The following is a 26,586-nucleotide window of genomic DNA, read 5'->3' on the forward strand; positions in this document are numbered from 1 at the left end:
CTAATAAAAAATATTTTTTACAATTAACATGAGTGTAACTGCGCAAACGGTCTGGAATAACTGTCTTCTATTTATAAAGGATAATATCCAACCACAAGCATACAAAACTTGGTTTGAACCAATAGTCGCGGTTAAACTAACAGACAATGCATTAAGTATCCAAGTCCCTAGTAAATTTTTTTACGAATGGTTAGAAGAGCATTACGTTAAATTATTAAAAGTCTCTTTAACTAAAGAGTTAGGTGAAACTGCCAAACTGGTTTACATTATTAAAATGGAAAACACGTATGGTAATAAACAACCGTTTACAGAAAAAATTCCGAGTTCAAACAGAAGTGCAGTAAAGTCTCAAAATGTAGATGTGCCTCTAAATAATAAAAATCCGGAATTAAGAAATCCATTTATAATTCCTGGAATTAGAAATGTAAAAATCGAATCTCAACTTAATCCAAACTATAATTTTGATAACTTTTTAGAAGGTGATTCAAACCGTTTAGCACGTAGTGCAGGTTTAGCAGTCTCTGCAAAACCAGGTGGGACATCTTTTAATCCCTTATTAATTTTTGGTGGTGTTGGTTTAGGTAAAACACACTTAGCGCACGCTATTGGTGTTGATATAAAAGATAAATACCCAGAAAAAACTGTTTTATATATCTCTGCAGAAAAATTTACGCAGCAATATATAGACTCGGTTAAAAAGAATAATCGTAATGATTTTATACACTTTTATCAATTAATAGATGTATTGGTTATTGATGATGTTCAGTTTTTATCTGGTAAGTCTGGTACACAAGATGTCTTTTTCCACATTTTTAATCATTTGCATCAAAACGGAAAACAAGTTATTTTAACAAGTGACAAGGCTCCTGTAGATATGCAAGATATTGAGCAACGTTTATTATCAAGATTTAAATGGGGATTATCTGCCGAGTTACAAACTCCGGATTTTGAAACACGTGTGTCCATCTTAAAAAACAAATTATATAGAGATGGTGTTGAAATGCCAGAGGATATAATTGAATATGTTGCTAAAAACATAAAATCTAATATTAGAGAGCTTGAAGGTGCCATTATTTCATTAATTGCTCAATCTTCTTTTAATAAAAAAGAAATTAATATAGAGTTAGCTAGACAAGTTGTTGAGAAGTTTGTTAAAAACACAAAACGTGAAGTTTCAATAGATTATATACAAAAAATAGTATCAGATTATTTCCAAATGGATGTGGATACTTTACAATCTAAAACTAGAAAACGTCATATTGTACAAGCTAGACAGTTAGCCATGTTTTTTGCTAAAAAGTTTACCAAAGCCTCTTTAGCTAGTATTGGTTCTCAGATAGGAAAACGTGATCACGCTACAGTATTACATGCTTGTAAAACGGTTGATAATTTATCAACTACAGACAAGCAGTTTAGAAAATACGTTGAGGATTTAACGAAAAAACTTTCGGTTTAATTTTTATTTAAAATGACTAAAATTTTAATGGTCTGCCTAGGAAACATTTGTCGTTCTCCTTTGGCTGAAGGCATCCTACAATCTAAATTAGATAATCATTTATATTTTGTAGATTCTGCAGGAACAAGCAGTTACCATATAGGTAACAAACCAGACCCTAGATCCATTGCTATTGCAAAACAAAAAGGTATCGATATTATCCAACAAAAAGCTAGACAATTTGTAAAACAAGATTTTTTGGATTTTGATATTATTTATGCTATGGACAATTCTAACTATAATAATATTATAGCTTTAGCAGAAAATGATATTCAAAAATCAAAAGTAAATCTAATATTAAACGAAAGTCATCCAAATCTAAATTTAGACGTACCAGATCCATATTATGGTGGTGACAAAGGATTTGAAACTGTATTTAATATGCTTGATGATGCATGTAATAAAATTAAAATTAGGTTAAAATAAACTACATTTTATATATTTATAAAATTATGACAAAAGGCAAATTATATTTAATTCCGTGTACACTTGGCGAGTCCAACCCTTTTCATGTTTTACCTGCTCAGGTAAAAACGATTATTGATAGTTTGGATACTTTTGTTGTTGAAAACTCCAAAGCAGCTAGAAAATTTATAAAATCTATAGCTCCTGTAAAACCACAGTCTAGCTTAACCCTATTTGAATTAAATAAATTTACCGAATCTGCAGATTTACCTAATTTTATACAGCCTTGTTTAGAAGGTAAAACTATTGGTTTAATATCTGATGCTGGTTGTCCTGGAATTGCAGATCCTGGAGCTGACATTGTTAGTTTAGCTCATAAAAATGACATCCAAGTTGTTCCATTAGTTGGACCATCTTCTATCCTACTTGCTATGATGGCTTCTGGTATGAATGGTCAAAGTTTTGCTTTTAATGGTTATTTACCTATAGATAAAGGAGAGCGTAAAGCAGAATTAAAACGCTTAGAACGTTTAAGTTTTGAACATAACCAGACACAGTCTTTTATTGAAACACCTTACCGAAACAATAAATTATTAGAAGATTTATGTAACACATTAAGCGAAAACACAGAAATTTGTGTGGCTTGTGATATAACATTACCTACTGAGTTTATTAAAACAAAAACAGTAAATCAATGGAAAAAAAATAGTGTTGACCTACATAAAAGACCAACACTATTTATAATACACAAAAGCTTTTAAGCACTTTCATATTTTACTCTAACCTTTTTAACAGGTTTAATTAACGAGGTATCATAACCCGAAAACTTTTTCATGTAATACTTAATAGTTGCACCATTTGCATCTGCAAAACCGGTTTCTCCATAACTTCTAAGAAATTTTTTAACGCTACCTGGACCAGCTAAATGTGCAGCTGCAAGAATACCTGACTCCGTTACCTTCACACCTTTAATAAGTTTTCCTTTAAACCGTTTAATATCCTTACGCAAAACCCATTTATTACGCTGTGTATTTGCTATAAATGCTTTTTCTTGTAATTCCGGATTGTTTAAAAAGAATTGTGGATGATGGATACCTAGCACTTTTAAGGTACTTTTCCCAAATTGATATTTACCTAAGTAACCAAATTGGTTAACTCTAAAATAGTCATTTTGAGACTCCTTAAAACCTAAAGCTTCTTTAAACCCTGTAAAAGATTTTCCTAGGTGTGGCGAAAATATTTTTTGTTGATTTATTGCTAAATCCTGATTCTCTAAATCATTAATATCGTATCGCTCAATTAGTTTTGCATTACCTTCTGTTTGATCAAAGACAACTAATACTAATATTGATATTGTAAGTACTATTGATATAAACTTTCCAATATTTTTTTTCATTTGTATTGATTTAAAAGTCTATAAATTAATAAGGGATAGACTTAAATTTCAGCGTGCAAATATACGAAAAAAAATTAAATACTGATAATCAATATGTTAACTTATGTTAAAAGTATAAAAGGTGTCCTTTTACCTTTCCATTGTCATTTAATTGAATTGTAGGAAAAGGTATTTTAACAACATTTATAAGGTTAAATACCTGTTTTAAAAATGTAGAATTAGTTTTAATTTTGGTTAAGTCCATATCCAAACTTAAATAAAATTGTCTGCTTCGTTTTTGGTTAGTAAATTCTAAATTTTGAAGACTAGCATTACCATACAATAAGCCATCAACACCATAACCTACTGCTACATTTAACCATTTAGGTAATTTTGTGTCTTTAAAAAACGACTGTATGTTGGCACTTAACCAATAGGTTTGTCCATTATAATCTTTAATAATCTCTTCAAGTAAACCTTTACCCAATTTTTCAGGATTTTGATTAGCGTAAGGACTTTGACTAAAAGAGTATTTTAATTGAATGCGTTGTTCATCCCAAAGTAATTCTTGTCCAATATACAAACCTGCTCCTGCTGCATTTGCTGTAAAATCTCCCCAAGAAAAACCCCATTCTTCTGAAAAACCATCTAAAACTTCAACAGCAGTTAAAAAAGAAAAACCTATAGTTGCGCCATATAACAACTGATTTTTTTTGCTAACACCACTCCAATTTAAAGTTTGAGCTCCAAATTTACCAAGTTGATAGGCAGAAAAACTGTGACCCAATTTATCCATTTTAAACCACTCGGAATTATCGTTTGTGGTATGAAATTTTGAACGTTCATAATCTGAATACCATAACGTATTTAAACCAACAATTGACAAAGTAGCCAAACTGGTTTGAGTAATTATTACACCTTGTTTACGTTTTGTATTAAGTGTATCACTGGGTTTAAAAAAAGAGTCGTCATCAATTTGCCCTAAAGCTAAAATTGAAGTCAAAAAAAGTAATAAAGTGATTATTTTATTCAAAAAAAACTATCTGTTAACACCTTGACTATTAATCCAACGTACATATTCGTTTTTATTGGCATTATGTTGACTTAAGGTTTTAGCAAATTTATGATAACCAAAGTTTTGCACATTAGCGACAAAGTAATAGTAATCATGAGATTCTGGATTTAGTACAGCATCAATTGCTGATACATCAGGCATTGTTATTGGTCCAGGAGGAATACCAGCATATTTATACGTGTTGTATGGCGAATCAATTTCAAGGTCTTTATATAACACACGTTTTATAATTTGATCAAAATCATTTTCTTTTAACTTTTTAGAAAAGATCACAGTAGGATCTGCTTGTAATGGCATTCCTTTTTTTATTCTATTTAAATATACTCCAGCTACTCGTGGTCTTTCGTCAACTTTAGCAGTTTCTTTTTGTACGATGGATGCTATGGTCATAACCTCGTTTACTGATAGGTTTAAAGTTTTACGCTTTGTTTGTCTAGTGGTATTCCAAAAACGATAATATTCTTTTAACATACGTTCTCTAAAACCTTCGGCTGACGTATTCCAAAAAAACTCATAACTATTAGGTACATACATATTTAAAACTGTTGCATCAGTAAACTTATGCTCTTTTAAAAAAGTATTATCCGTCATTACAGATAAAAGCTGTAAACTATCCGGTTCAATTTGTTGTGCTATACGACCTGCAAGATTTTGTATACGCTCTTGATTGTTAAAACTTAATTTAATTGGAATGTTTTTACTTCTAATTGAGTTTATAATATCATTATTACTCATGTTTTTAGTAATAGCAAAACGTCCCGCTTTTATATTAGTTGTGTATTTTTTTTGCTTTGCTAAAGCATCAAAACTGTCAATATCTTTTAATAAAGGGACCAATTGCGCTCTAACTTGATCGTAATTTGCATTGGTTGGAACATATATATAAGCTTTGTCGTTATTAAAAGCTGTATTTTTTTCAAACATGGCTCCATAAATAAAATAGGCAAAATAAGCTGCTACGACTAAACCAATTAAGGCAATAGCTAATAAAATTTTTTTAATGTACATCTGTATTAATCAATTGAAATAAATATTCGTTTTTAAAGTGACCGTTTAAATAATTCCAGTCTTTTTTTAATCCTATTTCCTTAAAGCCTTGACTTTTAAAAAGTGCTAAACTTGCAGTATTGTCTTCACTTATATTACAATATAATTGATGTAAATCTAAATGTTTAAAACAATAATTAGTCAATAATTGCAAAGCTTCTTTACCATGCCCTTTTTGTCTATTAGCAGTATCTTTTACTAAAATACCAATACCTGCTCTTCTGTTTTTATAATCAAAATCAAAAACATCTATCATTCCTATTGCATCTTCATCTTTATTACAAATGACCAATCGTAATTGTTTGACTTCGTATATATCCTTGTGTGCGTGGTCTAAATACTGTTTGATAAGGTATTTGGAATATGGTGTTATCGTGTTGCTAATTTCCCAAATGGATTCGTCATTTTCTATTTGGTGTATAAATGACAAATCTTCAGGCTCTAAGGCTCTTAAATTTATATGTTTACCTTGTAATGTTAGCATGTAATTTCGCCTTTAAAAACCTGTTTTGCAGGTCCTATTAACATAACGTTTTTATAAACATTTTCTGTTTTTGTAAAAGACACTTTTAACTGTCCACCTTGTACATTAAGATTTACTGTGGACGTTGTACTTTGACCTGTCTCATGCATGGCTATAGCGACTGCTGTTGCACCTGTACCACAAGATAAGGTTTCATCTTCTACTCCTCTTTCATAGGTTCTTAGCGCAAAAGTATCTTCGTTAATTTTTTCAACAAAATTTACGTTGCTTCCTGCTTTGTTATAAGGTTGTCCATATCTAATTTTTGAACCTTCCGTTTTAACATCAAAATTAACTAAGTCTTCAACAAACTGAACGTGATGTGGTGATCCTGTGTCTAAAAATTGATGGTTTTCAAAAACTTTAATGGTATCCACATCTTTCATTTGTAAATGTATTAAACCATCTGTCAATTTTGCATAATGCAAACCGTCTATCGCTTCAAAAGTGGTCTCATGTTTTACAATCTGCAAAAATTCCGCGAAAGCGACAATACAACGTCCACCATTACCACACATTGTACTTTGGTTTCCGTCTGCGTTGTAATAGATCATTTTAAAATCTACTTCTGGATGATTTTCTAGTAAAATCAGTCCATCTGCACCTATTCCAAATCTACGATCACATAAAAATGCAACAAGTTTGGTATTATTTTTGTCGAATAAGTTTTGTCTATTATCAATCATGACAAAGTCATTACCTGTTCCTTGATATTTATAAAAAGTCAATGTCATTGGGCTGAAAAATTGAAGCACAAATATAAGTTTTTTCAGTTGTTAAAACGTCGTTAAAGTTGAAATAGACATTCAATATTTAATTAATTTTAATCGTTATCTAATAAATCTAAACTAAGTATTTTATGAAGAAGATGTTAACTTTGGTTTTAGTTTCGGTATTAGGAGGTGCAATTACTCTAGGAACATATAAAACCTTTCTTGAAAAAGACAACGTACAAATTGCAACTAACACTACGCAGGATAATCCTGTTTTTTTACCTACCAATTATAAAACAACCACAACTGCTTTAGCTGCTGCTGAAGGGATTAACTTTACTAATGCTGCAGATAAAACAGTACATGCTGTAGTCCACGTTAAAAATGTGGCGTTAAATACAGCGCAACCTACCTTACAAGATTTATTTTATGGTCGCGTACCACAAAAAAGGCAATTGGGTACAGGTAGTGGAGTAATTATATCTCCTGATGGTTATATTATTACCAACAATCATGTTATTGAGGACTCGCAACAATTAAGTGTTACTCTTAATGACAACCGTACATTAACTGCTAAAATTATTGGGTCAGATCCAAAAACAGATATTGCTTTGTTAAAGGTAGAAAGTGATGAGCAATTACCTTATACAACGTTTGGTGATAGTGATACTGCTAAAATTGGCGAATGGGTTTTAGCTGTTGGTAATCCGTTTAACTTAACATCCACAGTTACTGCAGGTATTATTAGTGCTAAATCTAGAGATTTAAGTGGACAAAGCACACAGTCTTTTATCCAAACAGATGCTGCTGTAAATCCTGGAAATTCTGGAGGTGCTTTAGTAAACACTGCTGGTGAGTTAATTGGTATTAATACAGCAATTACCTCTCAGACTGGATCATACATTGGTTATTCGTTTGCTGTACCAAGTAATATTGCAAAAAAAGTGGTACAAGATATTATGGAGTTTGGTAATGTCCAAAATGGAATTTTGGGTGTCATTGGTGGATCATTAAATAGTACTTATGCAGAAAAGCTAGGTGTTGGAGAAACTGAAGGTTTTTATGTGGATGATGTTGAGGAAGACACTGGTGCTGCAGAAGCTGGTATTAAAAGTGGTGATATTATTAAAATGATTGATAATATTAAAATTAAAAAATTCTCTGATTTAAGAGGGTTTTTAGACACTAAGCGTCCTAATGATGTTGTTAACGTAACTTTATTACGTGATGGCCAAACCAAAGAGGTTGCGGTTACTTTACTTAAAAACAACACCTATATTTTACCTGTTATTGGAGTTATTAAAAATGCAAAACCAGAAGACTTAAAAAAATACAAAACTAAAAATGGTGTAAAAATCACTAAAGTTAATGGTACCTATGGTCAATATTTACAAAGAGAAGGTATTGAAGCAGGTAATATAATTACTGCTATTAATAATGTAAAAGTAAATACTATTGAGGATGTTGATCAAATTTTAAAAAACAGAGATACGTACCAACCTTTAAGTATTGAGCTAATAAACTCCAAAGGAGAGAAAAACAGATATGGTTTAAGGTAATTAATTATCCAACTTAAATTTAAAGCACTTAATTGTAAAAATTAAGTGCTTTTATTTTTTTACACTTTTTACTTTACGAAATCGTTTGAAATCTATACTTTTGCCGAAAATTTAGAAGTCTAAATTAACAACACACACTAAATAATTTAAAATGTCCATTAACGAAACTTACGAAAACGAATTAGCGTTTCAAGCAGACAGAAGACGAGCTACCGTAGAATTTATTAAAATTGTTAGCGATTTATGGTATGACAAATCTATCGAATTGGTGATTTTTAGAAACCAATTAATAGACAGAAATGTATCTGAAATTTTAAACCTGCATGAATATGCTGGCGAATTTGTACAAAAACCAATCTCAATATTTGATTCTGTAGAGATTGCACAAGCTATCAAAACTTTAGACGTTCCTCCTGCTAAATTAGATATTGGTAAATTAACTTATGAGTATCATTTAGAAGAAAAAAAATACAGTAATGCTTTAGCATTTGTATCTAACAAACTTAAAGGTGCAAGCAACACTAAAGATATCACACCTAAAGATGTAGTCCTTTACGGATTTGGACGTATTGGTCGTTTAGTTGCTAGAGAGTTAATGACACGTACTGGTAAAGGAAGCCAATTACGTTTACGTGCTATAGTAACACGTGGTAAATTAGATGCTACGGTTTTAGAAAAACGTGCTGCTTTATTACGTAACGACTCTGTACATGGAGATTTTTCTGGTACTGTAACTGCAGATATTAAAAACGAAGCCTTAATTATTAACGGAACAACTGTAAAAATAATTAATGCTAACCAACCAGAAGACATTGACTATACCAAATATGGTATTAATAATGCGTTAATTATTGACAATACAGGTGTATTTAGAGATAAAGAAGCCTTAACTAGACTTAAAAACTCTCCAGGTGCTGATAAAGTATTATTAACTGCTCCAGGAAAAGGGATTCCTAATATTGTTTATGGTGTTAACCATCTAGAAAATGATCCTGATAAAATAGACATCTTCTCTGCTGCATCTTGTACAACTAATGCTATTACTCCTGTTTTAAAAGCAATGGAAGATACTTACGGTGTAAAAAGTGGACATCTAGAGACAATACACGCTTATACTAACGATCAAAACTTAGTAGACAACTTCCATAGTAAATACCGTCGTGGTCGTGCTGCTGGATTAAACATGGTAATTACCGAAACTGGAGCTGGTCAAGCAGTCTCTAAAGCTTTACCAAGCTTTGAAGGTAAATTAACATCTAACGCTATTCGTGTACCTGTACCAAATGGATCTTTAGCCATTTTAAATTTAGAGCTAAGCTCTAAAGCTAGTATTGACAGTATTAATGCAACATTAAAAAAGTATGCATTAGAAGGAGATTTAGTAGAGCAAATTAAATACGAAATGAGTGACGAGCTAGTGTCTACAGACATAATTGGTAGCTCTGCACCTTCTATTTACGATAGCAAAGCAACCATTGTTAGAAAAGATGGAAAAAACGCAATATTATATGTATGGTATGATAATGAGTATGGTTATAGTCATCAAGTTATAAGATTAGCTAAGCATATTGCTAAAGTAAGACGTTTTACATATTACTAACATCCAAATTTTAATTACAAACGTATATATAAAAGCCTCGCAATTGTGAGGCTTTTTGTTATATTTAAGCCTTATAGCAAACCTTTTTTTTATATTTTCGCAAAGACGAAAGACAACAAACAAAATACAATGCGTAAAACAAATTATCTATTAGCAGCTTTTTTTATTTTACTTTTTACTTTTACTGCTACTGCACAAACTGAAACCGAAGAAGAAGATGACAAACTATCTTTAGATTCGGGAACTTTAGAAAACCAATTTGAATATCTAACAAAAAGATCAAACAACTGGAGAGATGCACGTGGACAATCTTATGAAGTTGTTAGAAACGAATGGATTGAAAAAATTAAATCACACACTTTAGATTCGCTAAAAGCACTAAAAAAAGAATTATTAGACACTCAAAATAAAGTAGCTTCTCAAAGTCAAGAAGTAACGCAATTAAAAAGTAGCTTAAGCAATACAAAAACCAACTTAGAAGAAACAAACCAAGAAAAAGACAGCATGTCTCTATTTGGATTACAAATGAGTAAAGTTGGATACAACACATTACTATGGTCAATCATTGCAGGATTACTAGCCTTTCTATTTTTCTTTATCTATAAATTTAAAAACAGTAATGCTGTAACTAAAGAAGCTAAATTAAGATTGGAAGAAACCGAAGAAGAGTTTGAAGAACATAGACGTAATGCCTTAGAGCGTGAACAAAAAGTAAGACGCCAACTTCAAGATGAACTTAATAAAAACAGAAACAGCTAGCATTAAGCTGCCTTTTCTATACATTATTAAAATCTGCAAATTAATATTTGCAGATTTTTTTTTATACTTAAAATTCAAATAACTGTATAATGCAAAGCAATGTATTCAGTAAAAAATAAATACTTTAACAATAATAGCGCTTTCGCGGAAATTAAGCTAGTGAGTAACAACTAAATTTAACAGTCATATAGACTCTAAAATAATAGCCTTAGTACACTATAATTAATCAAAGTGAATTATAAAAACATGCCTAGAATAAGACTATTTTAAATTCAAAATATAGAGTTAATTCAAAAAAAAAGTGCAATCTAATAGATTGCACCTTATTATAATTTAATAATCTTTAGATTATAATCCTCCCCATTCTTTTAAAGAGTCTTGATTCATCTTAATATAATCAGCATTACCTGCTTTTTCTGCAAGTGCTAAAGACGCTTTAGCAGCTTTAATAGCTCCTTTTTTATCTCCTGCTTTTGCATTAATTAAAGACTGTTGACGTAACACCCAAAACTTAGGAGCATCTTTATACATATCTACTGCAGTATTCATCCAAGTTACAGCTTGATTGATATCCTTACCTGACTCAAAATAGTAACGTGCTGCAGCGTAATAATCATCTGCACTAGGACCATTCATTGTTTTAGCAATAGCGTCAGTAACTACTTTATCTGTTGCAACCTCAAATTTTACAGCTATATAAGCTTTCTCCCACATAATCCCTAAAACAGCAGAATCATTTGTTAAGTCATCAAATGACATAGTAAACGTTTCGATATCCATAGGTAAAGTATATACTTCTGCAGATACTTTAGCTGCTACTTTTGATTCATCTAAAGTTTTTGGTGCTCCCCAATTATTAGTATCGTTGTAAAATATAACGTCCCAACTAGCTGCGTTTGGTGTTGTAAATACTGCATAAGACCCAGCTTTTAAAGCTTGACCACCAACAGTTACATCTCCACTAAAAGTTATAATAGTATTTTTATTTGCTCCTGTTCTCCATAATTTTCCAAAAGGCACTAAGTTTCCAAAAATTTCACGACCTCTCATTGATGGTCTAGAATAATCTAAAGTAACATCCGTTAAACCAACTGTTTGCTCAATTTTTTGAGAAGGACTTGGTTGTGGCGTTTCTATTTGTGCATTAACAGCAAATGATACTGTCAACACCATAATAAGTGTAAATAATTTTTTCATGGTTGACTTTTTAATAAGTTATTTAAAACGTAAAATTAAGCATTAGAAATACCTTGTTTGTTAATAAAACCTTAAAAAAAGAGGAATCTGTTTTATCAATCAAACTATTAATCGTAATATTGCGATGTACAAATACACAAACAAAAAATGGGATTAATTAAAACCGAAAAATTTTCAGAATCACAAAATCAAATTGCATTATTTGCTAAAGCGTTTGGACACCCTGCTAGAGTAGCCATTATACAACATCTCTTTAAAATTAATGCTTGTGTGTGTGGTGATTTAGTAGAAGAGATTGGGTTAGCACAACCCACAATCTCACAACATTTAAAAGAACTGAAAAACTTAGGTTTAATACAAGGTACTATTGAGGGTACTAGTGTTTGCTATTGTATTAACAAGGACAATTGGACAGCCATGAAAACACTTTTAAATGGCTTTTTTAACAACAATTTAGACAGCAACACGTGTTGCTAACATCAAAATATTAATCATAATAACACATTAAATTATGACACTTTCAGAAATTAAAAAACACTTATCACAATTAGAGACTATTTCTTTTACACTACCTGATGGTAGTTTAGTCCCAAACCATTTTCATGTTACAGAAGTGGGCAAAGTAACAAAGCATTTTATAGATTGTGGCGGAACTGTAAGGGAAGAGAAAAAAGTAAATTTTCAATTATGGAATGCAGATGATTATGATCACAGATTACACCCAGAAAAACTAGTTAAAATTATCACCCTTTCTGAAGACATCTTTAATCTTCAAGATTTAGAGATTGAAGTAGAATTTCAAGGGGAACAAACCATTCAAAAATTTGGTTTAGAGTTTCAAAACAACTCGTTTCAATTAACCTCTTTACTTACCGATTGTCTTGCAAAAGATAAATGTGGTATTCCGGAACCTAAACAAAAGCTTAAATTTTCAGACATACAAGCAGGAGACTCTTGTTCACCAGGTTCTGGATGTTGTTAGAATGAAAATTATTACCATAAATAAAACCAATTTCTCAGAAGTACAATCCATTTATCAAGATGGTATTGCTACTGGAGTTGCAACGTTTGAAACAGTTGTACCTGATTGGGATTATTGGAATAATAACCACTTACCTATTGGTCGTATTTTAGCAATAAAAGACGACCAATATTTAGGATGGGCCTCGTTAAGCGCTAACTCTAAACGCAAGGTCTACTCCGGCGTTGCAGAAGTTAGTGTTTATGTTTCAAAACATTTTAGAGGTCAAAAAGTTGGAGATTTCCTGCTAAAAAAACTAATTGAGATTAGCGAGCAGCATAATATATGGACACTACAAGCCGGGATTATGCGGGCCAATACTGCTAGCTTAAAATTACACACCAATAATCAATTTAGAGTTATTGGATACAAAGAAAAAATAGGGCAATTAAATGGCATTTGGCTAGACAATGTTATACTAGAAAGGCGCAGCAAAACTGTTGGTTGCTAAATTCAACATACAAATGAAAGATGTAAACGACATGTATTCATTCTCATCACTTTCAAGCTCGTTTTAAACTAACTATAATAGAACATCAAGCTCACTTATTCTTCAATTTCAGTGCAAACTGAAACTAAAAACAGTACATAACACAAACTCGTGTTAAATTTTGTTTAACTTTAATCAAACATCGTTAAACATTTTATATCTTTATGCTATCAAATTTTCACAGGATGGCAAAAAAGAAAAACATAAGCAGTAACGACATTATTTCATTTTACATGGATTTTGTCTTAGAACATAACGAACAACCTAAATCGGTTTACGCATTTGCGAAGCATAATAATTTTGAGGAATCTAAATTTTATGAGCACTTCGGAACATTTGATGCTATAGAAAAAGGAGTCTTCAAAGCCTTTTTTGACAATACGCATCACGCCTTAGAAGCTAGCGAGGAATACGCACACTTTGAGCCTAGAAATAAATTACTAAGTTTCTACTTTACTTTTTTCGAAAATCTTACCGCTAACAGAAGTTATGTGGTATATGCTTTACACAAACATAAAAACAGTCTGAAAGGCTTCGCTGCGTTATCAGAGCTTAAAGCAAGTTTTGCACACTATATAAAAGATTTAGGTATCGAGCTTATTGACATTAAACAAGAACAGCTAAACAAAATTCAAGATAGAGGTCTTACAGAAACAGCATGGTTACAATTATTATTAACCATGAAATTTTGGATGGATGATACTTCTGCTTCGTTTGAAAAAACAGATATTTTTATAGAAAAATCTGTGAACACTAGTTTTGATGTATTAAATGTCATGCCTTTAAAAAGCCTAATTGACTTTGGAAAATTCATCTTTAAAGAAAAAATTAAGATGAATAATTAAAATTACCCTTAGCAAAGTACTTAAAATACAACGACTTCTAATTGTCATTCAGAGCAAAAAGAAGTTTCTAAAACTTCTGGATACTTATTATTACTAAAATCCACAACTATTGAAAACGATAGACAAAATACCAACTTCAAAAATTTCTAGAGCAACTAAACTTGTTACTACTGGAGCAAAAGTTGGTGTTAATTACCTAAAATACTATGGTGACAAAATCACCAAAACTGAAGCCGAAGCTAAAGCTAGACTTAACGAAAATAATGCGGAAGACATTTACGATGGTTTAAAGCAATTAAAAGGAAGTGCGCTTAAAGTAGCACAAATGTTAAGCATGGAAAAAAGTATTTTGCCACAAGCTTATGTAGAGAAGTTTTCGTTGGCACAATTTTCTGTACCACCACTTTCTGCGCCTTTAGTTAGTAAAACTTTTAAAAAATATTTTGGTAAATTACCAAGCCAAATTTATGACTCTTTTAATCTAAATTCTGTAAATGCTGCCAGTATTGGACAAGTGCATTTAGCCGAAAAGGATGGGAAAAAACTTGCTGTGAAAATTCAATATCCAGGAGTCGCAGATAGCATTGCTAGCGATTTGGCTATGGTAAAACCTATTGCCATAAAAATGTTTAATATTAAAGGTAAGGACTCTGATAAGTACTTTCAAGAAGTAGAAAACAAATTAGTAGAAGAAACCAACTATATTTTAGAAGTTGAGCAAAGTAAAGCTATTGTTGCAGCGTGTAAGCACATCCCTAATTTAAAGTTTCCAAACTACTATGAAGCATTATCTTCAGAACGTATCATTACTATGGATTGGATGGAAGGCGAACACCTTTCTGAATTTACTGCATATAATAAAGATCAAAACAAAGCGGATCAATTAGGACAAGCCCTTTGGGATTTTTATATGTACCAAATGCATGTTATTAAAAAAGTACATGCCGATCCGCATCCTGGAAACTTCTTAGTCTCTAAATCTGCCGATTTAATTGCTTTAGATTTTGGATGTATGAAAGAAGTCCCTGAAGATTTTTACGTGCCTTATTTTGAATTAGCAAAACCAGAGGTTATAGATAATAAAATCTTATTTACCGAAAAAATGTACGAATTAGAGATTTTAAGAGAAGAAGACACTCAAGAAGAGTTAGATTTTTTCTCTGCAATGTTTCATGAGTTATTAAGCTTATTTACAAAACCTTTCCACGAAGATACTTTTGATTTCTCAGACCCTGAATTTTTTAACGCTATTTCAGAAATGGGACAACGTTACAGTAAAAGTACAGAGTTAAGAAAAATGAATGGAAACCGAGGTTCTAAGCACTTTATTTACATCAACAGAACCTTCTTTGGTTTATATAATTTAATGTTTGATTTAAAAGCAAAAAACGTTCAAATCAACAATTACAAATCCTTATAAATGGCTTATTTTAATTTAAAACAGATTCAAGAATTAGAGCATTTGTATAAAATTAATTTAATTAATAGTTGCTCTGGTTTTAAAAGTGCTAATTTAATTGGCACAAAATCTACCAAGGGACAAGAAAATGTAGCTGTATTTAGTTCGGTAACACATATTGGTAGTAATCCGCCTTTACTTGGCTTTTTTTGCAGACCAACAACGGTGACACGTCACACGTATGATAACATAAAAAACACAGGTGTTTATACTATAAATCATATTGACTTAAACAATTTTGAAGACGCACATCATACCTCTGCTAAATACGACCAGTCGATTTCAGAATTTGATATGACTGGTTTAGAATCAGAATACAAAGACAATTGTAAAGCGCCATTTGTTAAAGGGGCTCCAATTCAATTAGAAATGAAATTTGTTGAAGAATATCTAATCAAAGCTAATAACACGATTTTAGTAATCGGAGAAATACAAGGCTTGCATATTAATGGCGATTTATTGCAAGACGATGGATTTATAAACTTATCTAAAGCTAATATTGCTGCCATTAATGGCTTAGATGGATATACAATCCCTAGATTAGAGAAACGTTTAGAATACCAAAGACCTAGAAAATAAATAAAAAGTATAAAAATGGTTTGAAATAAAAACAAACTATTTCAGGAAGAAAGTCCCAAATTTCGACACAGTCGGAATCATCAATTTGGAGAAATAAAGAGTGAAGAAACGTAACTGCGAAGCAAAGCTTCAAGCATGAAGTTTCGAGAACGAATGTTCCGCAGGAATTTCCTCAAATTGATTTGAATTTTTGGTTCGTTTTGTTTCAAGACAAAATGAACAGAAATAAATAAAATTACATAAACTAAAACCAAACCCATGAGAATATTAGTAACAGGAGCAACAGGTTACATTGGTAAGCGCATTATCCCGTTACTATTAGAACAAGGACACACTGTGGTTTGTGCTGTTAGAGGTAAATTACGTACAGAACGTAAATATTCTGAAGAAGAAAATTTACACGTTATTGAGGCTGACTTTCTAAAGCCTGAAACTTTAAGTAATATTCCAAAAGATATTGATGCTGCCTATTATTTGATTCATTCTATGTCAAATTCGGTAGATCAATTTCATCAAATGGAAGAAGATTGTGCTGTAAATTTCAAAAATTATATTGAAACAACTAACGCCAAGCAAGTCATTTATTTAAGTGGTATTACAAACGATACCAAATTATCTAAGCATTTATTATCTAGAAAAAATGTCGAAACAACTTTACAATCCAAACACTACGCCTTAACTGTTTTTAAAGCAGGTATAATTGTTGGTTCTGGTAGTGCTAGTTTTGAAATTATAAGAGATTTAGTAGAAAAACTTCCTGTAATGGTTGCGCCTAAATGGTTAAATACAAAAACACAACCTATTGGCGTTAGAGATGTCTTAACGTTTTTAATTCGTGGTCTAGGAAACTCAAAATTATATAATACTTCACACGATATTTTTGGACCAGAAGTCATGACATATAAGCAAATGTTATTAAAATTTGCTGAAGCCAGAAAATTAAAGCGCTACATATTAACGGTACCTGTAATGACACCAAAACTGTCTAGTTATTGGTTATATTTTGTAACATCAACGTCTTACAAATTAGCGTCATCGCTAGTAAATAGTATGGGTATTGAAATTATAGGCGAGAAAAGTAACATCAACCAACTACTAGACGTCACGCCTATGTCTTACAAACAAGCTGTAGCGTTAGCTTTTGTCAAGATTGAAGGTAACGATATTATTTCAAGCTGGAAAGATGCACTTATTAATAGCCGATTTAAAAAACGAGCATCCACACAATATTTAAAAGTACCAAAACACGGTTGCTTTACAGACATAAAAGAACGCAAAGTCAAAGACGAGCAGCGTACACTTGAAAAAATTTGGGCTATTGGTGGCGAAAACGGTTGGTATTACGGGACGTTTTTATGGAAAATCAGAGGTTTTCTGGATAAACTAGTTGGTGGTATTGGTTTGCGTCGTGGACGTACAAATAAAACAAAAATAAAAACTGGAGATGCCTTAGACTTTTGGCGTGTCCTTTTAGCAGATAAAGAAGAACAGCGTCTAATACTCTTTGCAGAAATGAAACTGCCCGGAGAAGCCTGGTTAGAATTTAGAGTGGCCAAAGGTAAAGTTTATCAACGTGCTACTTTTAGACCTAGAGGATTGGCGGGACGTTTGTATTGGTATAGTGTATTACCATTTCATGGCTTTATTTTTAAAGGGATGATTAACAAATTAGCCAATGCCTAAAAACATAAAAAAACAAAACCTACCAACCAAAACATGCCCAACGTGTCAATTGCCATTTACATGGCGTAAAAAATGGGAAAAGAGTTGGAATGACGTAAAATATTGTAGTGAAAAATGCAGACGCAACAAAACAAAAACAGCCTAGTTTGGTTTAAAAACGACCTAAGATCTCAAGATAATATTGCTCTTAAAAATGCGATAGCAAACAGCAATAATACCATTGCTGTTTATTGTTTTGACCCAAGACAATTTAAAAAATCCCCTTTTGGATTTAAAAAGACTGAAAATTTTAGAGGGCAGTTTTTAATCGAAACCATAACGGATTTAAAGCAGCAGTTAAAGCAGCTTAATATTCCGTTGTTCGTTTACACGGAAACCCCAGAACACGCTATCCATGATTTAGTTAAACAACATAATATTTCGACTGTTTACCTTCAAAAAGAATGGACAGATGAAGAGGTTTCTGTTATCAATCAAGTAAAAGCTAATCTTTCAGATGACATAGAATGTATTGAAACTTACGACCAGTTTTTATACCATCCGGAAGATATTCCGTTTAAAACGGAAGCATTGCCTCAAGTGTTCACACAATTTAGGAAACAATGCGAAAAACTGAGTACTATCAGACCTTTAAACGTTACTAATTCAGCTACAGCGGAAAACTTCAACATAACAAACAACACAACAATTCCTACTTTAGAAACTCTAGGATTGGATGCTATTACTCCGCATCCTAATAATGCGTTTCCTTTTAAAGGAGGAGAAACCGAAGCTTTAAGACGCTTAAATAATTATTTTTTCGAAACCAAAAAATTAGGCTTTTACAAAAAAACTAGAAACGGATTAATAGGTACAGACTTTAGTTCTAAGTTTTCGCCATGGTTGGCTAACGGAAGTTTATCTGCTAAACAAATTTATCATGAAGTTATACGTTTTGAAAACGAACATTTAAAAAACGAATCTACTTATTGGCTAATTTTTGAATTGATTTGGCGAGATTATTTTAAATACGTGTCCTTAAAACACGGTAACCAACTATTTAAAATAGGTGGTATTTTAAACAAGCAATACGACTGGTCTACAAATCAAACAAAAATTAAACAATGGATTGATGGTAACACACCAGAACCTTTTGTTAACGCTAACATGCTTGAGCTTAAAAAAACAGGTTGGATGAGTAATCGCGGACGACAAAATGTTGCCAGTTATTTTGCAAAATCTTTAGAATTAGATTGGCGTATTGGAGCAAGTTATTTTGAAAGTATGCTTATAGATTATGATGTGCATAGCAACTACGGAAACTGGATGTATGTTGCAGGCGTTGGAAACGATCCAAGAGACCGAAAATTTAACGTAAAACTACAAGCAGAACGCTATGATACTAACGGGAAATATCAGCGATTATGGCTGCAAGACACCCTTTTTTAAGATACGTCCGTTTAAGTGTTTTATAAGCACAAGCAAAATACAAAAAGAACTAAACAGAAAACAACCAATCATTGAAAACATTAAGACTAATACTTGGCGATCAATTAAATAGTAAACACAGCTGGTACAAAGACAATCCGGAAAACACAATATATTGTTTGTTTGAAATGCGTCAGGAAACCGACTACGTGACACATCATATCCAAAAAGTCATTGGATTTTTTGCTGCCATGCGCGATTTTTGTAAACATTTAAAAGACCAAGGTTTTACTGTCCAATATTTAAAACTAGACGACAATAAAAACACCCAAAGCTTAACAGACAACCTTAAGTTACTAATTGAAGAACATAACGTTACTAAATTTGAATATCAATTACCTGATGAATATCGATTAGACGAGCAATTATCTACTTTTTGTAACTCGTTAGACATTGACACAGAAGCATTTTCAACAGAACATTTTTATACAGAACGTCAAGATTTAAAACAATTTTTTAAAGGTAAAAAGCAATACCTAATGGAAAATTTTTATCGTGATATGCGTAAAAAACACGATATCCTAATGGTTGCAGGACAACCTGAAGGTGGTAAATGGAATTACGACAAAAGCAACCGAAATAAATGGAAAGCCGAGCATCCTATTCCGCCTTACAAATATTTCAAAAATGATATCGAGGCTATTGTAACGCTAATAAAAAAAGAGAACATTAAAACACTTGGAACATTAGACACAAAAACCTTCAGTTATCCTATAAATAGGCAACAAGCATTAGAACAACTTAAATATTTTTGCGAAGTATTGTTGATTCATTTTGGAGATTATCAAGATGCCATGCACACGGACCAAGTCTATTTGTTTCATTCTAGACTGTCTTTTGCTATGAATCTAAAATTGATTTCACCTAAAAACATAGTCGACACTGTACTTAATTATTGGCGCAAACATGTCGAGGATATAAATATTAGTCAAGTAGAAGGTTTTATTAGGCAAATTTTAGGTTGGAGAGAATATATGCGTGGCATGTATTGGGCTTTAATGCCAGAATATAAAACGCTTAATTATCTTGAAAACAATAACAATCTGCCAGATTTTTACTGGACAGGAAACACAAAAATGAATTGCCTTAAACAATCCATTACCAATAGTCTGGACAATGGTTATGCACACCATATCCAGCGTCTTATGGTTACTGGTAATTTTGCATTATTAGCACAAATAGATCCTGATCAAGTGGACGCCTGGTATTTGGGCATATATGTTGACGCTGTTGAGTGGGTTCAGCTTCCTAATACAAGAGGGATGAGTCAATTTGCAGATGGCGGAAAAATAGCAACAAAACCATATGTGTCTAGCGGAAGTTATATTCATAAAATGGGAAATTACTGCGACAGTTGTCACTATAATAAAAAAGAAAAATTAGGCGACAAAGCGTGTCCTTTTAATAGTTTGTATTGGAATTTTTTGGATGACAAGCGTAAACAATTAGGAGATAATTTCAGAATGAAAATGATGTACAGCCTATTAGATAAAATGGAAGCTAAACAACTAAGTAGCCTAAAAGAAAGAGCACAACAAATTATTGAAAATCCTGATAGTTTTTAAAAAACACCTCGATACAATTTTTAGAGAAAAACTAAAAACCACGCGAAGTGACGATTACGATTAAAAAATAAATAATAATAGAAACTAAAAGACAATGCAATCACACAAGCGTCACTTCGAGTGATTTGTGAGGTACGAGCAAATTGTATCGAGAAGCAATAAAGAGTAATCAATAAAATGAAACAAAACCTAAGCATAGTATGGCTAAAACGCGACCTTCGACTACAAGATAACGAAGCCATTACTAATGCTTTAAACTCAGGTCAACACACGCTCCTACTCTATACTTTTGAAGATTTTTTATTACAAGACAAACATTATAGCCAGCGTCATTGGGACTTTGTAAAACAATCTCTAGAAGATTTAAACGCACAATTAAAACCATACAATTCCAAAGTATTGGTTGTCCAAGATGACATCCAAAAGGTTATAAAAACCATCAACATAACTTTTAACGTCACCAACGTATTTTCTCATAAAGAAACAGGTCTTTTATCTACGTTTAAACGAGATATCGCTTTCGCGGAATTTTCGGCCAATAACACTATTGTTTGGTCAGAAAATGACAATAATGGAGTGCAACGTGGACTAACCAACAGAAATACATGGTATCAGAATTGGGACAATTATATGATGCAAGCCGAGTTTCTGTTTCAACCGAAATTAAATCAGTTACTAAATATTAATCAGATAAAAATACTTGAATCAGAACTAAACACAATTTCCGTGAAAACGGACTACTCAAAAAAGTTCCAAAAAGGAGGCACAACAACAGGATTAAAATATATGCAATCGTTTTACAACGGACGCTATCACAATTACATGTATCACATCTCTAAACCACTAGATGCAAGAACAGGGTGTAGTAGATTATCACCTTACATTGCTTGGGGAAACTTATCCATAAAACAGGTTATTAATGGCGCATCAGACGTTGTAAAGCATACCAAATACAAACGTCATCTCAATGCATTTGTATCTAGGCTACGTTGGCAAGCACATTTTATCCAAAAGTTTGAAATGGAACATCTAATGGAGTTTAAAAGTGTAAACAAAGGCTATCATCAACTTAATAAACCTGTAAATTTAAAATATCAAGAAGCTTGGAAAAATGGACAAACTGGATTTCCTTTAGTGGATGCGTGCATGCGTTGTTTAAAAGAAACTGGCTATCTAAATTTTAGAATGAGAGCTTTAGTTGTTTCTTTTTTTACACATAATTTATGGCAACCTTGGCAGGATATGAGCGAGCATCTAGCAAGCTTATTTTTAGACTTCGAGCCTGGTATACATTACCCACAAATACAAATGCAAGCTGGCGAAACAGGCATTAATACTTTACGTATTTACAACCCTTTAAAAAACAGCATAGAACATGATCCTAAAGGCCTATTTATCAAAAAATGGGTTCCAGAATTGACATCTTTAGAAGCGCCACTTATTCATAACCCTAGTCAAATGTCATATTTTGACCAGCAACTGACAGGATTTCAGCTTGGCACTGATTACCCTTACCCAATAATTGACGAGAAGCAAACCAGGACATTTGCTAGTGACACACTATGGAACATGAAAGACAATGTTTTGGTGAAAAAAGAAAGTTATCGTATCTTAAAACGACATACTTTAAGTGACCGTAATAAATTACTTCGCAATCAATAAGTTACTTCTATTTAAGGATAATTAAATTCAATATGTTAAATATTGTTTAACATTAACTTAAAAAGGTTAAACATTTTGTATATTTGAGTATAATTAAACAGAAAACAACCTTTGTTACTAAATACAACACATACTAATAAGGAGAACAAAAAACTAATTGATGACATCGTTGGTAAGCCTTTTAGTCTTATACAATCTATTAAGATGAGAGGTGTAGGATCAAAAAGAATGATTGTTGACGAAGTTAGTCCTAATATGGCATCAATTTTGAATACAGTTAGTGATACTAATTATGGGAATATAGAGTTAAGACCAATTGGTATACTAATACACATAACAAAAGGCTTGACAAATTTTACTTGGGCCATACCATATTACCAACTAGTAGTTTATAAAACAAATGGGTCTAGTATTCACTCAAACGGAAAGTTTATTCATTTTAGAAATAATAAAACCTTTAAAGAGAATAAAAAGTTTTTTGATAAATTAATGAATGAGAAAATAAAATATGACGAACAATTTAATTTTTCGCCACTTTAAATGACAAAAGAATTTACAATTGAAGAACTAGATCGCATTATTGAAATGGCATGGGAAGATCGCACACCCTTTGATGCTATAACATTTCAATTTGGGTTAAAAGAGCAAGACGTTATTACTTTAATGCGTCGTGAAATGAAACCTAGTAGTTTTAGATTATGGAGAGCCAGAGTGCAAGGCAGAAATACAAAACACAGCAAAAAAAGAGCGTTTGACGATGGTCGTTTTAAATGCTCAAGACAAAAACAAATTACTCACAATAAAATATCTAAACGTTAGATATTTACAAAAACTGCTTTGATTTGGCTTGATTGACCAAATACAGCATATAAAAAGATAAAATGATTAAACAAGACATAATGCCAGCCCTAAACCATCAAGACCTTAATGGTGTTGACTATCAAGACATTGGAGACGATCACATGTACACAGGTCTTGAAACACCTATGAAGCGTGACGCTTTCAAGTTTTCTGATGAAGTAAAGAAAGAAAAAATTGCTATACTTTTTGAAGAAATAATGGATGTTATGGGTTTAGATTTAACAGACGATTCATTAAAAGGCACTCCAAAAAGGGTGGCTAAAATGTACATTGATGAAATATTTTCTGGATTAAACCCTCAAAATAAGCCAAAAATTGCGTTATTTGACAATAAATACAAATACAATCAAATGTTGGTGGAGAAAAACATTACTTTCTACTCCAATTGCGAGCATCACTTTGTACCCATTATAGGTAAAGCTCATGTAGCTTATATTTCTTCAGGGAAAGTTATAGGCTTATCAAAATTAAACAGAATTGTACAGTATTTCGCTAAACGTCCTCAGGTACAAGAACGCTTAACAAACCAAATAGCAGAAGAGCTAAAAGCCGCATTGCAAACTGATGATGTTGCTGTTATAATTGATGCCAAACACTTATGTGTATCGTCACGAGGCATTAAAGATGAAACTTCTGCAACAGTGACGACTTTTTATGGTGGAAAATTTAATACGCCAGAAAAAATAGCCGAATTACAAAATTATTTAAAAGAGTAGCATTATGAGTATCGTAGAAAAAGCAATAGAGTTTACAGAAAAAAAGCACAAGTTTATTACAACAAGTGATCGTATTCTTGCGTCAAGAGAAGCTAAAGATTTAATACTTGGTGTGAATGAGCTTTACAAAGAAAACAAAGATCCTAAGTTAATGGATATTATGAAAGATTTGACTGCTATCAAACAAAAGATTGAAAAACGATTAAAAGGAAGACCGTCTGCTGCATAAGCACTAGATTATAATCCAAATGACATATTAAGTGGTATTAATTAATAGGAGCAATCTTATTGATACCACTTTTTTTATACCTAAAAATCAAAAAAAAGCCATGAAAAATTTAGTAATTATAGGAGGAAGTAAAGGTATTGGTAAAGCCATTACAAAAACTTTTTTAAACACCCATAAGGTAATAAACATAAGTCGCACTAAACCTGACTTTGAGCATGATAACCTTACACATCATAATTGTGACATACTAACTGAAGCATTACCTGATATAGAAGCAGTGGACACACTAATTTATTGTCCAGGAAGTATTAATCTTAAACCTATAGGTAGACTAAAATTAGATGATTTTAGAGCAGATTTTGAAATTAACGTCATTGGTGCAGTTAAAGCAATACAAAAGTACATTGACCCTTTAAAAAAAGGAAACAATCCGTCCATTGTATTATTTAGTACTGTCGCTGCAAAATTAGGTATGCCTTTTCATGCTAGCGTTGCTGCCTCTAAAAGTGCAATAGAAGGACTGGTTAAATCTGTAGGAGCAGAAATGGCTCCAACAATTAGGGTTAACGCTATTGCACCAACGGTTACAGACACTGAATTAGCCTCCAAACTATTACGTAATGAGAAAATGATTGAGAATATAACAGATAGGCATCCTCTTAAAAAGTTTTTAAATCCTCAAGAAGTAGCAGATATGGCCCAATTTTTAACATCAGACAAAGCGTTATCAATCTCTGGTCAAGTCTTTGAAATGGATTGCGGTATAGTAAGTTTTAAAATCTAATAACATGAATCCATTTAAAGTATTTGTTGCTACTTTTTTTTCTAGAAGTAATCCTAAAATTGATTTAAAAAATCTACCAAGCATCTACGATATTAAAATTAATAGTTTGCAAGGACAACCTATTAATTTAAGTGCTTTTAAAGGCAAGTACATCTTGTTTGTTAACGTTGCTTCCAAATGTGGTTTTACACCACAATATAAAGATTTACAAATCTTAAACGATACTTATAAAGATAAACTACAAATTATAGGAGTGCCATGTAATCAATTTGGAAATCAAGAACCTGGAGATGCTAATGCAATAGAAGAATTTTGTGAAGTAAATTACGGAGTTTCATTTTTAATTACCGAAAAAATAGATGTTAAAGGACACAACCAACATCCTTTATATGCTTGGCTTACACAACAACAAAAAAACGGTAAAAGTAATTCATCAGTAAAGTGGAATTTTCAAAAATACATTGTTAGTCCAGAGGGTCAATTATTAGACTACCTATACTCTACTTCTAATCCAAATAGCTCAAAAATCACTAAATATTTAAAATGAAGCAACTTTTACTTTTCTTAATATTTAGCGTCATTAATTTTGGTGGATTAGCCTTTGGAAGTTGGTTAATGGATAATGGTCCTTTATCAGATTGGTATACTAATTTAAATCAAGCACCTTGGACACCACCAGGTTGGGTTTTTGGTGTAGCTTGGACGTTGATAATGCTGTGTTTTTCGGTTTACCTATCCAAATTATTTTCACTTGTAAAAAGTAAAAAATTAATTTTAGTTTATGTTTTACAAGTATTTTTAAATGTTAGTTGGAATTATATTTTTTTCAATTTACATCAAGTGTTCCTAGCTTTAATAGTTATTGTAGCATTAACTATTGTCATTTTATATCTATTTATTAAGTGTAAACAAACAATCAAAAATCTAAGTTATTTATTGCTTCCTTATATAATATGGCTAATAATTGCTACATCATTAAACGCTTATATTTTAATATATAATTAGACTAATTATTATGAAAATTTATAGATTACATAAAAAACAAAACTTACCAATTACTAAAGCGCAAGCTTGGGATTTTTTATCAGACCCAAAAAACCTAAAAACAATAACTCCAGATTACATGGGATTTAATATCTTGTCTGGAGCAGATAGACCCATGTTTGCAGGTCAAATTATACAATACATTGTGACACCTGTTTTAGGTATAAAAACAAAATGGGTAACAGAAATAACGCACGTCAAAGAAGGTGAGTATTTTGTAGATGAACAGCGTTTTGGACCTTATGCCTTATGGCATCATAAACATTTTATTAAAGAAATTGATGGTGGTGTAGAAATGGAAGACATCATAGACTATAAAGTCCCTTTTGGCATTTTAGGACAGCTAGTACATCCCATAATAGTTAAACCTAAACTGGAAGAAATTTTTAATCACAGAACGAAAAAATTGGAAGCACTTTTTGGAAAATATTAA

At 31.8% G+C, this 26,586-nt stretch carries 31 protein-coding genes; 25 read left to right on the forward strand and 6 right to left on the reverse strand.

Translation table 11 applies throughout. From position 1 onward, the window contains the following. Positions 1–28: 28 nt before the first annotated feature. Genes dnaA through V6251_RS02645 form a run of 3 tightly spaced genes read left to right on the forward strand, consistent with a single transcriptional unit; the run spans position 29 to position 2,661 of the window. The gene (dnaA, locus tag V6251_RS02635) at positions 29–1,456 is read left to right on the forward strand and encodes a chromosomal replication initiator protein DnaA (protein WP_028281850.1); all 1,428 of its coding nucleotides are present in this window, start codon (positions 29–31) and stop codon (positions 1,454–1,456) included. Positions 1,457–1,468: 12 nt separating this feature from the next. Continuing rightward, a complete protein-coding gene (locus tag V6251_RS02640; RefSeq protein ID WP_341586928.1) occupies positions 1,469–1,921 on the forward strand; it encodes a low molecular weight protein-tyrosine-phosphatase in 453 nt (150 codons plus the stop codon). A gap of 26 nt (positions 1,922–1,947) precedes the next feature. After that, positions 1,948–2,661 (forward strand): SAM-dependent methyltransferase, encoded by a 714-nt coding sequence (locus V6251_RS02645; protein WP_341586929.1) that lies wholly within the window; start codon positions 1,948–1,950, stop codon positions 2,659–2,661. Here V6251_RS02645 and V6251_RS02650 read toward each other — a convergent pair. The 5 genes from V6251_RS02650 to dapF form a co-directional block, all read right to left on the reverse strand. After that, positions 2,658–3,296, reverse strand: a complete 639-nt coding sequence (locus tag V6251_RS02650) for a peptidoglycan-binding protein LysM (RefSeq protein ID WP_292948527.1) — start codon at positions 3,294–3,296, stop codon at positions 2,658–2,660. The genes V6251_RS02645 and V6251_RS02650 overlap by 4 nt on opposite strands. Before the next feature lie 106 nt (positions 3,297–3,402). Next, positions 3,403–4,278 (reverse strand): DUF2279 domain-containing protein, encoded by an 876-nt coding sequence (locus tag V6251_RS02655; protein WP_341586930.1) that lies wholly within the window; start codon positions 4,276–4,278, stop codon positions 3,403–3,405. Between the two features lie 36 nt (positions 4,279–4,314). Beyond that, the gene (mltG, locus tag V6251_RS02660; protein ID WP_341586931.1) at positions 4,315–5,358 is read right to left on the reverse strand and encodes an endolytic transglycosylase MltG; all 1,044 of its coding nucleotides are present in this window, start codon (positions 5,356–5,358) and stop codon (positions 4,315–4,317) included. Further along, positions 5,348–5,881 carry a GNAT family N-acetyltransferase gene (locus V6251_RS02665; RefSeq protein ID WP_339809091.1) on the reverse strand — a complete coding sequence of 178 codons (534 nt, stop codon included), beginning with the start codon at positions 5,879–5,881 and terminating at the stop codon, positions 5,348–5,350. Before V6251_RS02665 ends, mltG begins: the two co-directional genes overlap by 11 nt. Continuing rightward, positions 5,875–6,654 (reverse strand): diaminopimelate epimerase, encoded by a 780-nt coding sequence (dapF, locus tag V6251_RS02670; protein ID WP_341587166.1) that lies wholly within the window; start codon positions 6,652–6,654, stop codon positions 5,875–5,877. The genes V6251_RS02665 and dapF overlap by 7 nt, the downstream gene beginning before the upstream one ends. 125 nt (positions 6,655–6,779) lie before the next feature. Here dapF and V6251_RS02675 point away from each other — a divergent pair, with 125 nt between their 5' ends. The 3 genes from V6251_RS02675 to V6251_RS02685 all read left to right on the forward strand — a co-directional run bounded on the left by V6251_RS02675 (position 6,780) and on the right by V6251_RS02685 (position 10,551). After that, on the forward strand, positions 6,780–8,192 hold the full coding sequence (locus V6251_RS02675; protein ID WP_191098896.1) for a S1C family serine protease: 1,413 nt from the start codon (positions 6,780–6,782) through the stop codon (positions 8,190–8,192). A gap of 151 nt (positions 8,193–8,343) precedes the next feature. After that, the gene (locus tag V6251_RS02680) at positions 8,344–9,792 is read left to right on the forward strand and encodes a glyceraldehyde-3-phosphate dehydrogenase (protein WP_099569598.1); all 1,449 of its coding nucleotides are present in this window, start codon (positions 8,344–8,346) and stop codon (positions 9,790–9,792) included. A 129-nt stretch (positions 9,793–9,921) separates the two neighbouring features. After that, positions 9,922–10,551, forward strand: coding sequence for a tRNA (guanine-N1)-methyltransferase (locus V6251_RS02685; protein ID WP_341586932.1), 630 nt, complete (start codon positions 9,922–9,924; stop codon positions 10,549–10,551). A gap of 348 nt (positions 10,552–10,899) precedes the next feature. Here the strand turns inward: V6251_RS02685 and V6251_RS02690 are convergent, their stop codons facing one another. After that, positions 10,900–11,748, reverse strand: a complete 849-nt coding sequence (locus V6251_RS02690) for a DUF2911 domain-containing protein (protein ID WP_341586933.1) — start codon at positions 11,746–11,748, stop codon at positions 10,900–10,902. A gap of 147 nt (positions 11,749–11,895) precedes the next feature. On the opposite strand from V6251_RS02690, the gene V6251_RS02695 reads away from it, so the two are divergent. The 19 genes from V6251_RS02695 (at position 11,896) to V6251_RS02785 (ending at position 26,586) form a co-directional block, all read left to right on the forward strand. Further along, positions 11,896–12,225 (forward strand): ArsR/SmtB family transcription factor, encoded by a 330-nt coding sequence (locus V6251_RS02695; protein ID WP_090840584.1) that lies wholly within the window; start codon positions 11,896–11,898, stop codon positions 12,223–12,225. 34 nt (positions 12,226–12,259) lie between these two features. Next, positions 12,260–12,730: a DUF6428 family protein gene (locus V6251_RS02700; protein WP_341586934.1), complete on the forward strand. Its 471-nt coding sequence runs from the start codon at positions 12,260–12,262 to the stop codon at positions 12,728–12,730. 1 nt (position 12,731) lies between these two features. Further along, on the forward strand, positions 12,732–13,220 hold the full coding sequence (locus V6251_RS02705; RefSeq protein WP_341586935.1) for a GNAT family N-acetyltransferase: 489 nt from the start codon (positions 12,732–12,734) through the stop codon (positions 13,218–13,220). 224 nt (positions 13,221–13,444) lie between these two features. Continuing rightward, entirely contained in the window at positions 13,445–14,104 is a 660-nt protein-coding gene (locus tag V6251_RS02710) for a TetR family transcriptional regulator C-terminal domain-containing protein (protein WP_101202698.1), read from the forward strand. Positions 14,105–14,213: 109 nt separating this feature from the next. Continuing rightward, positions 14,214–15,524: an ABC1 kinase family protein gene (locus V6251_RS02715; RefSeq protein ID WP_341586936.1), complete on the forward strand. Its 1,311-nt coding sequence runs from the start codon at positions 14,214–14,216 to the stop codon at positions 15,522–15,524. Then, entirely contained in the window at positions 15,525–16,142 is a 618-nt protein-coding gene (locus V6251_RS02720) for a flavin reductase family protein (RefSeq protein WP_341586937.1), read from the forward strand. Positions 16,143–16,400: 258 nt separating this feature from the next. Beyond that, positions 16,401–17,825, forward strand: a complete 1,425-nt coding sequence (locus V6251_RS02725) for an SDR family oxidoreductase (RefSeq protein WP_341586938.1) — start codon at positions 16,401–16,403, stop codon at positions 17,823–17,825. Then, entirely contained in the window at positions 17,818–17,970 is a 153-nt protein-coding gene (locus tag V6251_RS02730) for a DUF2256 domain-containing protein (protein WP_090840598.1), read from the forward strand. The genes V6251_RS02725 and V6251_RS02730 overlap by 8 nt, the downstream gene beginning before the upstream one ends. Then, positions 17,940–19,253, forward strand: a complete 1,314-nt coding sequence (locus V6251_RS02735) for a DASH family cryptochrome (protein ID WP_341586939.1) — start codon at positions 17,940–17,942, stop codon at positions 19,251–19,253. Before V6251_RS02730 ends, V6251_RS02735 begins: the two co-directional genes overlap by 31 nt. A 71-nt stretch (positions 19,254–19,324) precedes the next feature. Beyond that, positions 19,325–20,857 (forward strand): cryptochrome/photolyase family protein, encoded by a 1,533-nt coding sequence (locus V6251_RS02740; protein WP_341586940.1) that lies wholly within the window; start codon positions 19,325–19,327, stop codon positions 20,855–20,857. A gap of 177 nt (positions 20,858–21,034) precedes the next feature. Next, complete coding sequence (locus V6251_RS02745) at positions 21,035–22,519, forward strand: cryptochrome/deoxyribodipyrimidine photo-lyase family protein (protein ID WP_341586941.1); 1,485 nt, start codon at positions 21,035–21,037, stop codon at positions 22,517–22,519. Positions 22,520–22,630: 111 nt separating this feature from the next. Next, positions 22,631–23,059, forward strand: a complete 429-nt coding sequence (locus tag V6251_RS02750) for a hypothetical protein (RefSeq protein ID WP_341586942.1) — start codon at positions 22,631–22,633, stop codon at positions 23,057–23,059. After that, positions 23,060–23,338 (forward strand): TIGR03643 family protein, encoded by a 279-nt coding sequence (locus V6251_RS02755; RefSeq protein ID WP_341586943.1) that lies wholly within the window; start codon positions 23,060–23,062, stop codon positions 23,336–23,338. Positions 23,339–23,418: 80 nt separating this feature from the next. Continuing rightward, complete coding sequence (gene folE / locus V6251_RS02760) at positions 23,419–24,096, forward strand: GTP cyclohydrolase I FolE (RefSeq protein ID WP_445933615.1); 678 nt, start codon at positions 23,419–23,421, stop codon at positions 24,094–24,096. Between the two features lie 4 nt (positions 24,097–24,100). Next, a complete protein-coding gene (locus V6251_RS02765; protein WP_145002039.1) occupies positions 24,101–24,325 on the forward strand; it encodes a hypothetical protein in 225 nt (74 codons plus the stop codon). Positions 24,326–24,425: 100 nt separating this feature from the next. Continuing rightward, positions 24,426–25,109, forward strand: a complete 684-nt coding sequence (locus V6251_RS02770; RefSeq protein WP_341586945.1) for an SDR family NAD(P)-dependent oxidoreductase — start codon at positions 24,426–24,428, stop codon at positions 25,107–25,109. Between the two features lie 4 nt (positions 25,110–25,113). Then, positions 25,114–25,656 (forward strand): glutathione peroxidase, encoded by a 543-nt coding sequence (locus V6251_RS02775; RefSeq protein ID WP_341586946.1) that lies wholly within the window; start codon positions 25,114–25,116, stop codon positions 25,654–25,656. Continuing rightward, entirely contained in the window at positions 25,653–26,114 is a 462-nt protein-coding gene (locus tag V6251_RS02780; protein ID WP_341586947.1) for a TspO/MBR family protein, read from the forward strand. Before V6251_RS02775 ends, V6251_RS02780 begins: the two co-directional genes overlap by 4 nt. A gap of 10 nt (positions 26,115–26,124) precedes the next feature. Further along, a complete protein-coding gene (locus V6251_RS02785; protein WP_339809109.1) occupies positions 26,125–26,586 on the forward strand; it encodes an SRPBCC family protein in 462 nt (153 codons plus the stop codon).

This window comes from Olleya sp. Ti.3.14, assembly GCF_038154885.1.
In the GTDB taxonomy this organism is placed as follows: Bacteria; Bacteroidota; Bacteroidia; order Flavobacteriales; family Flavobacteriaceae; genus Olleya.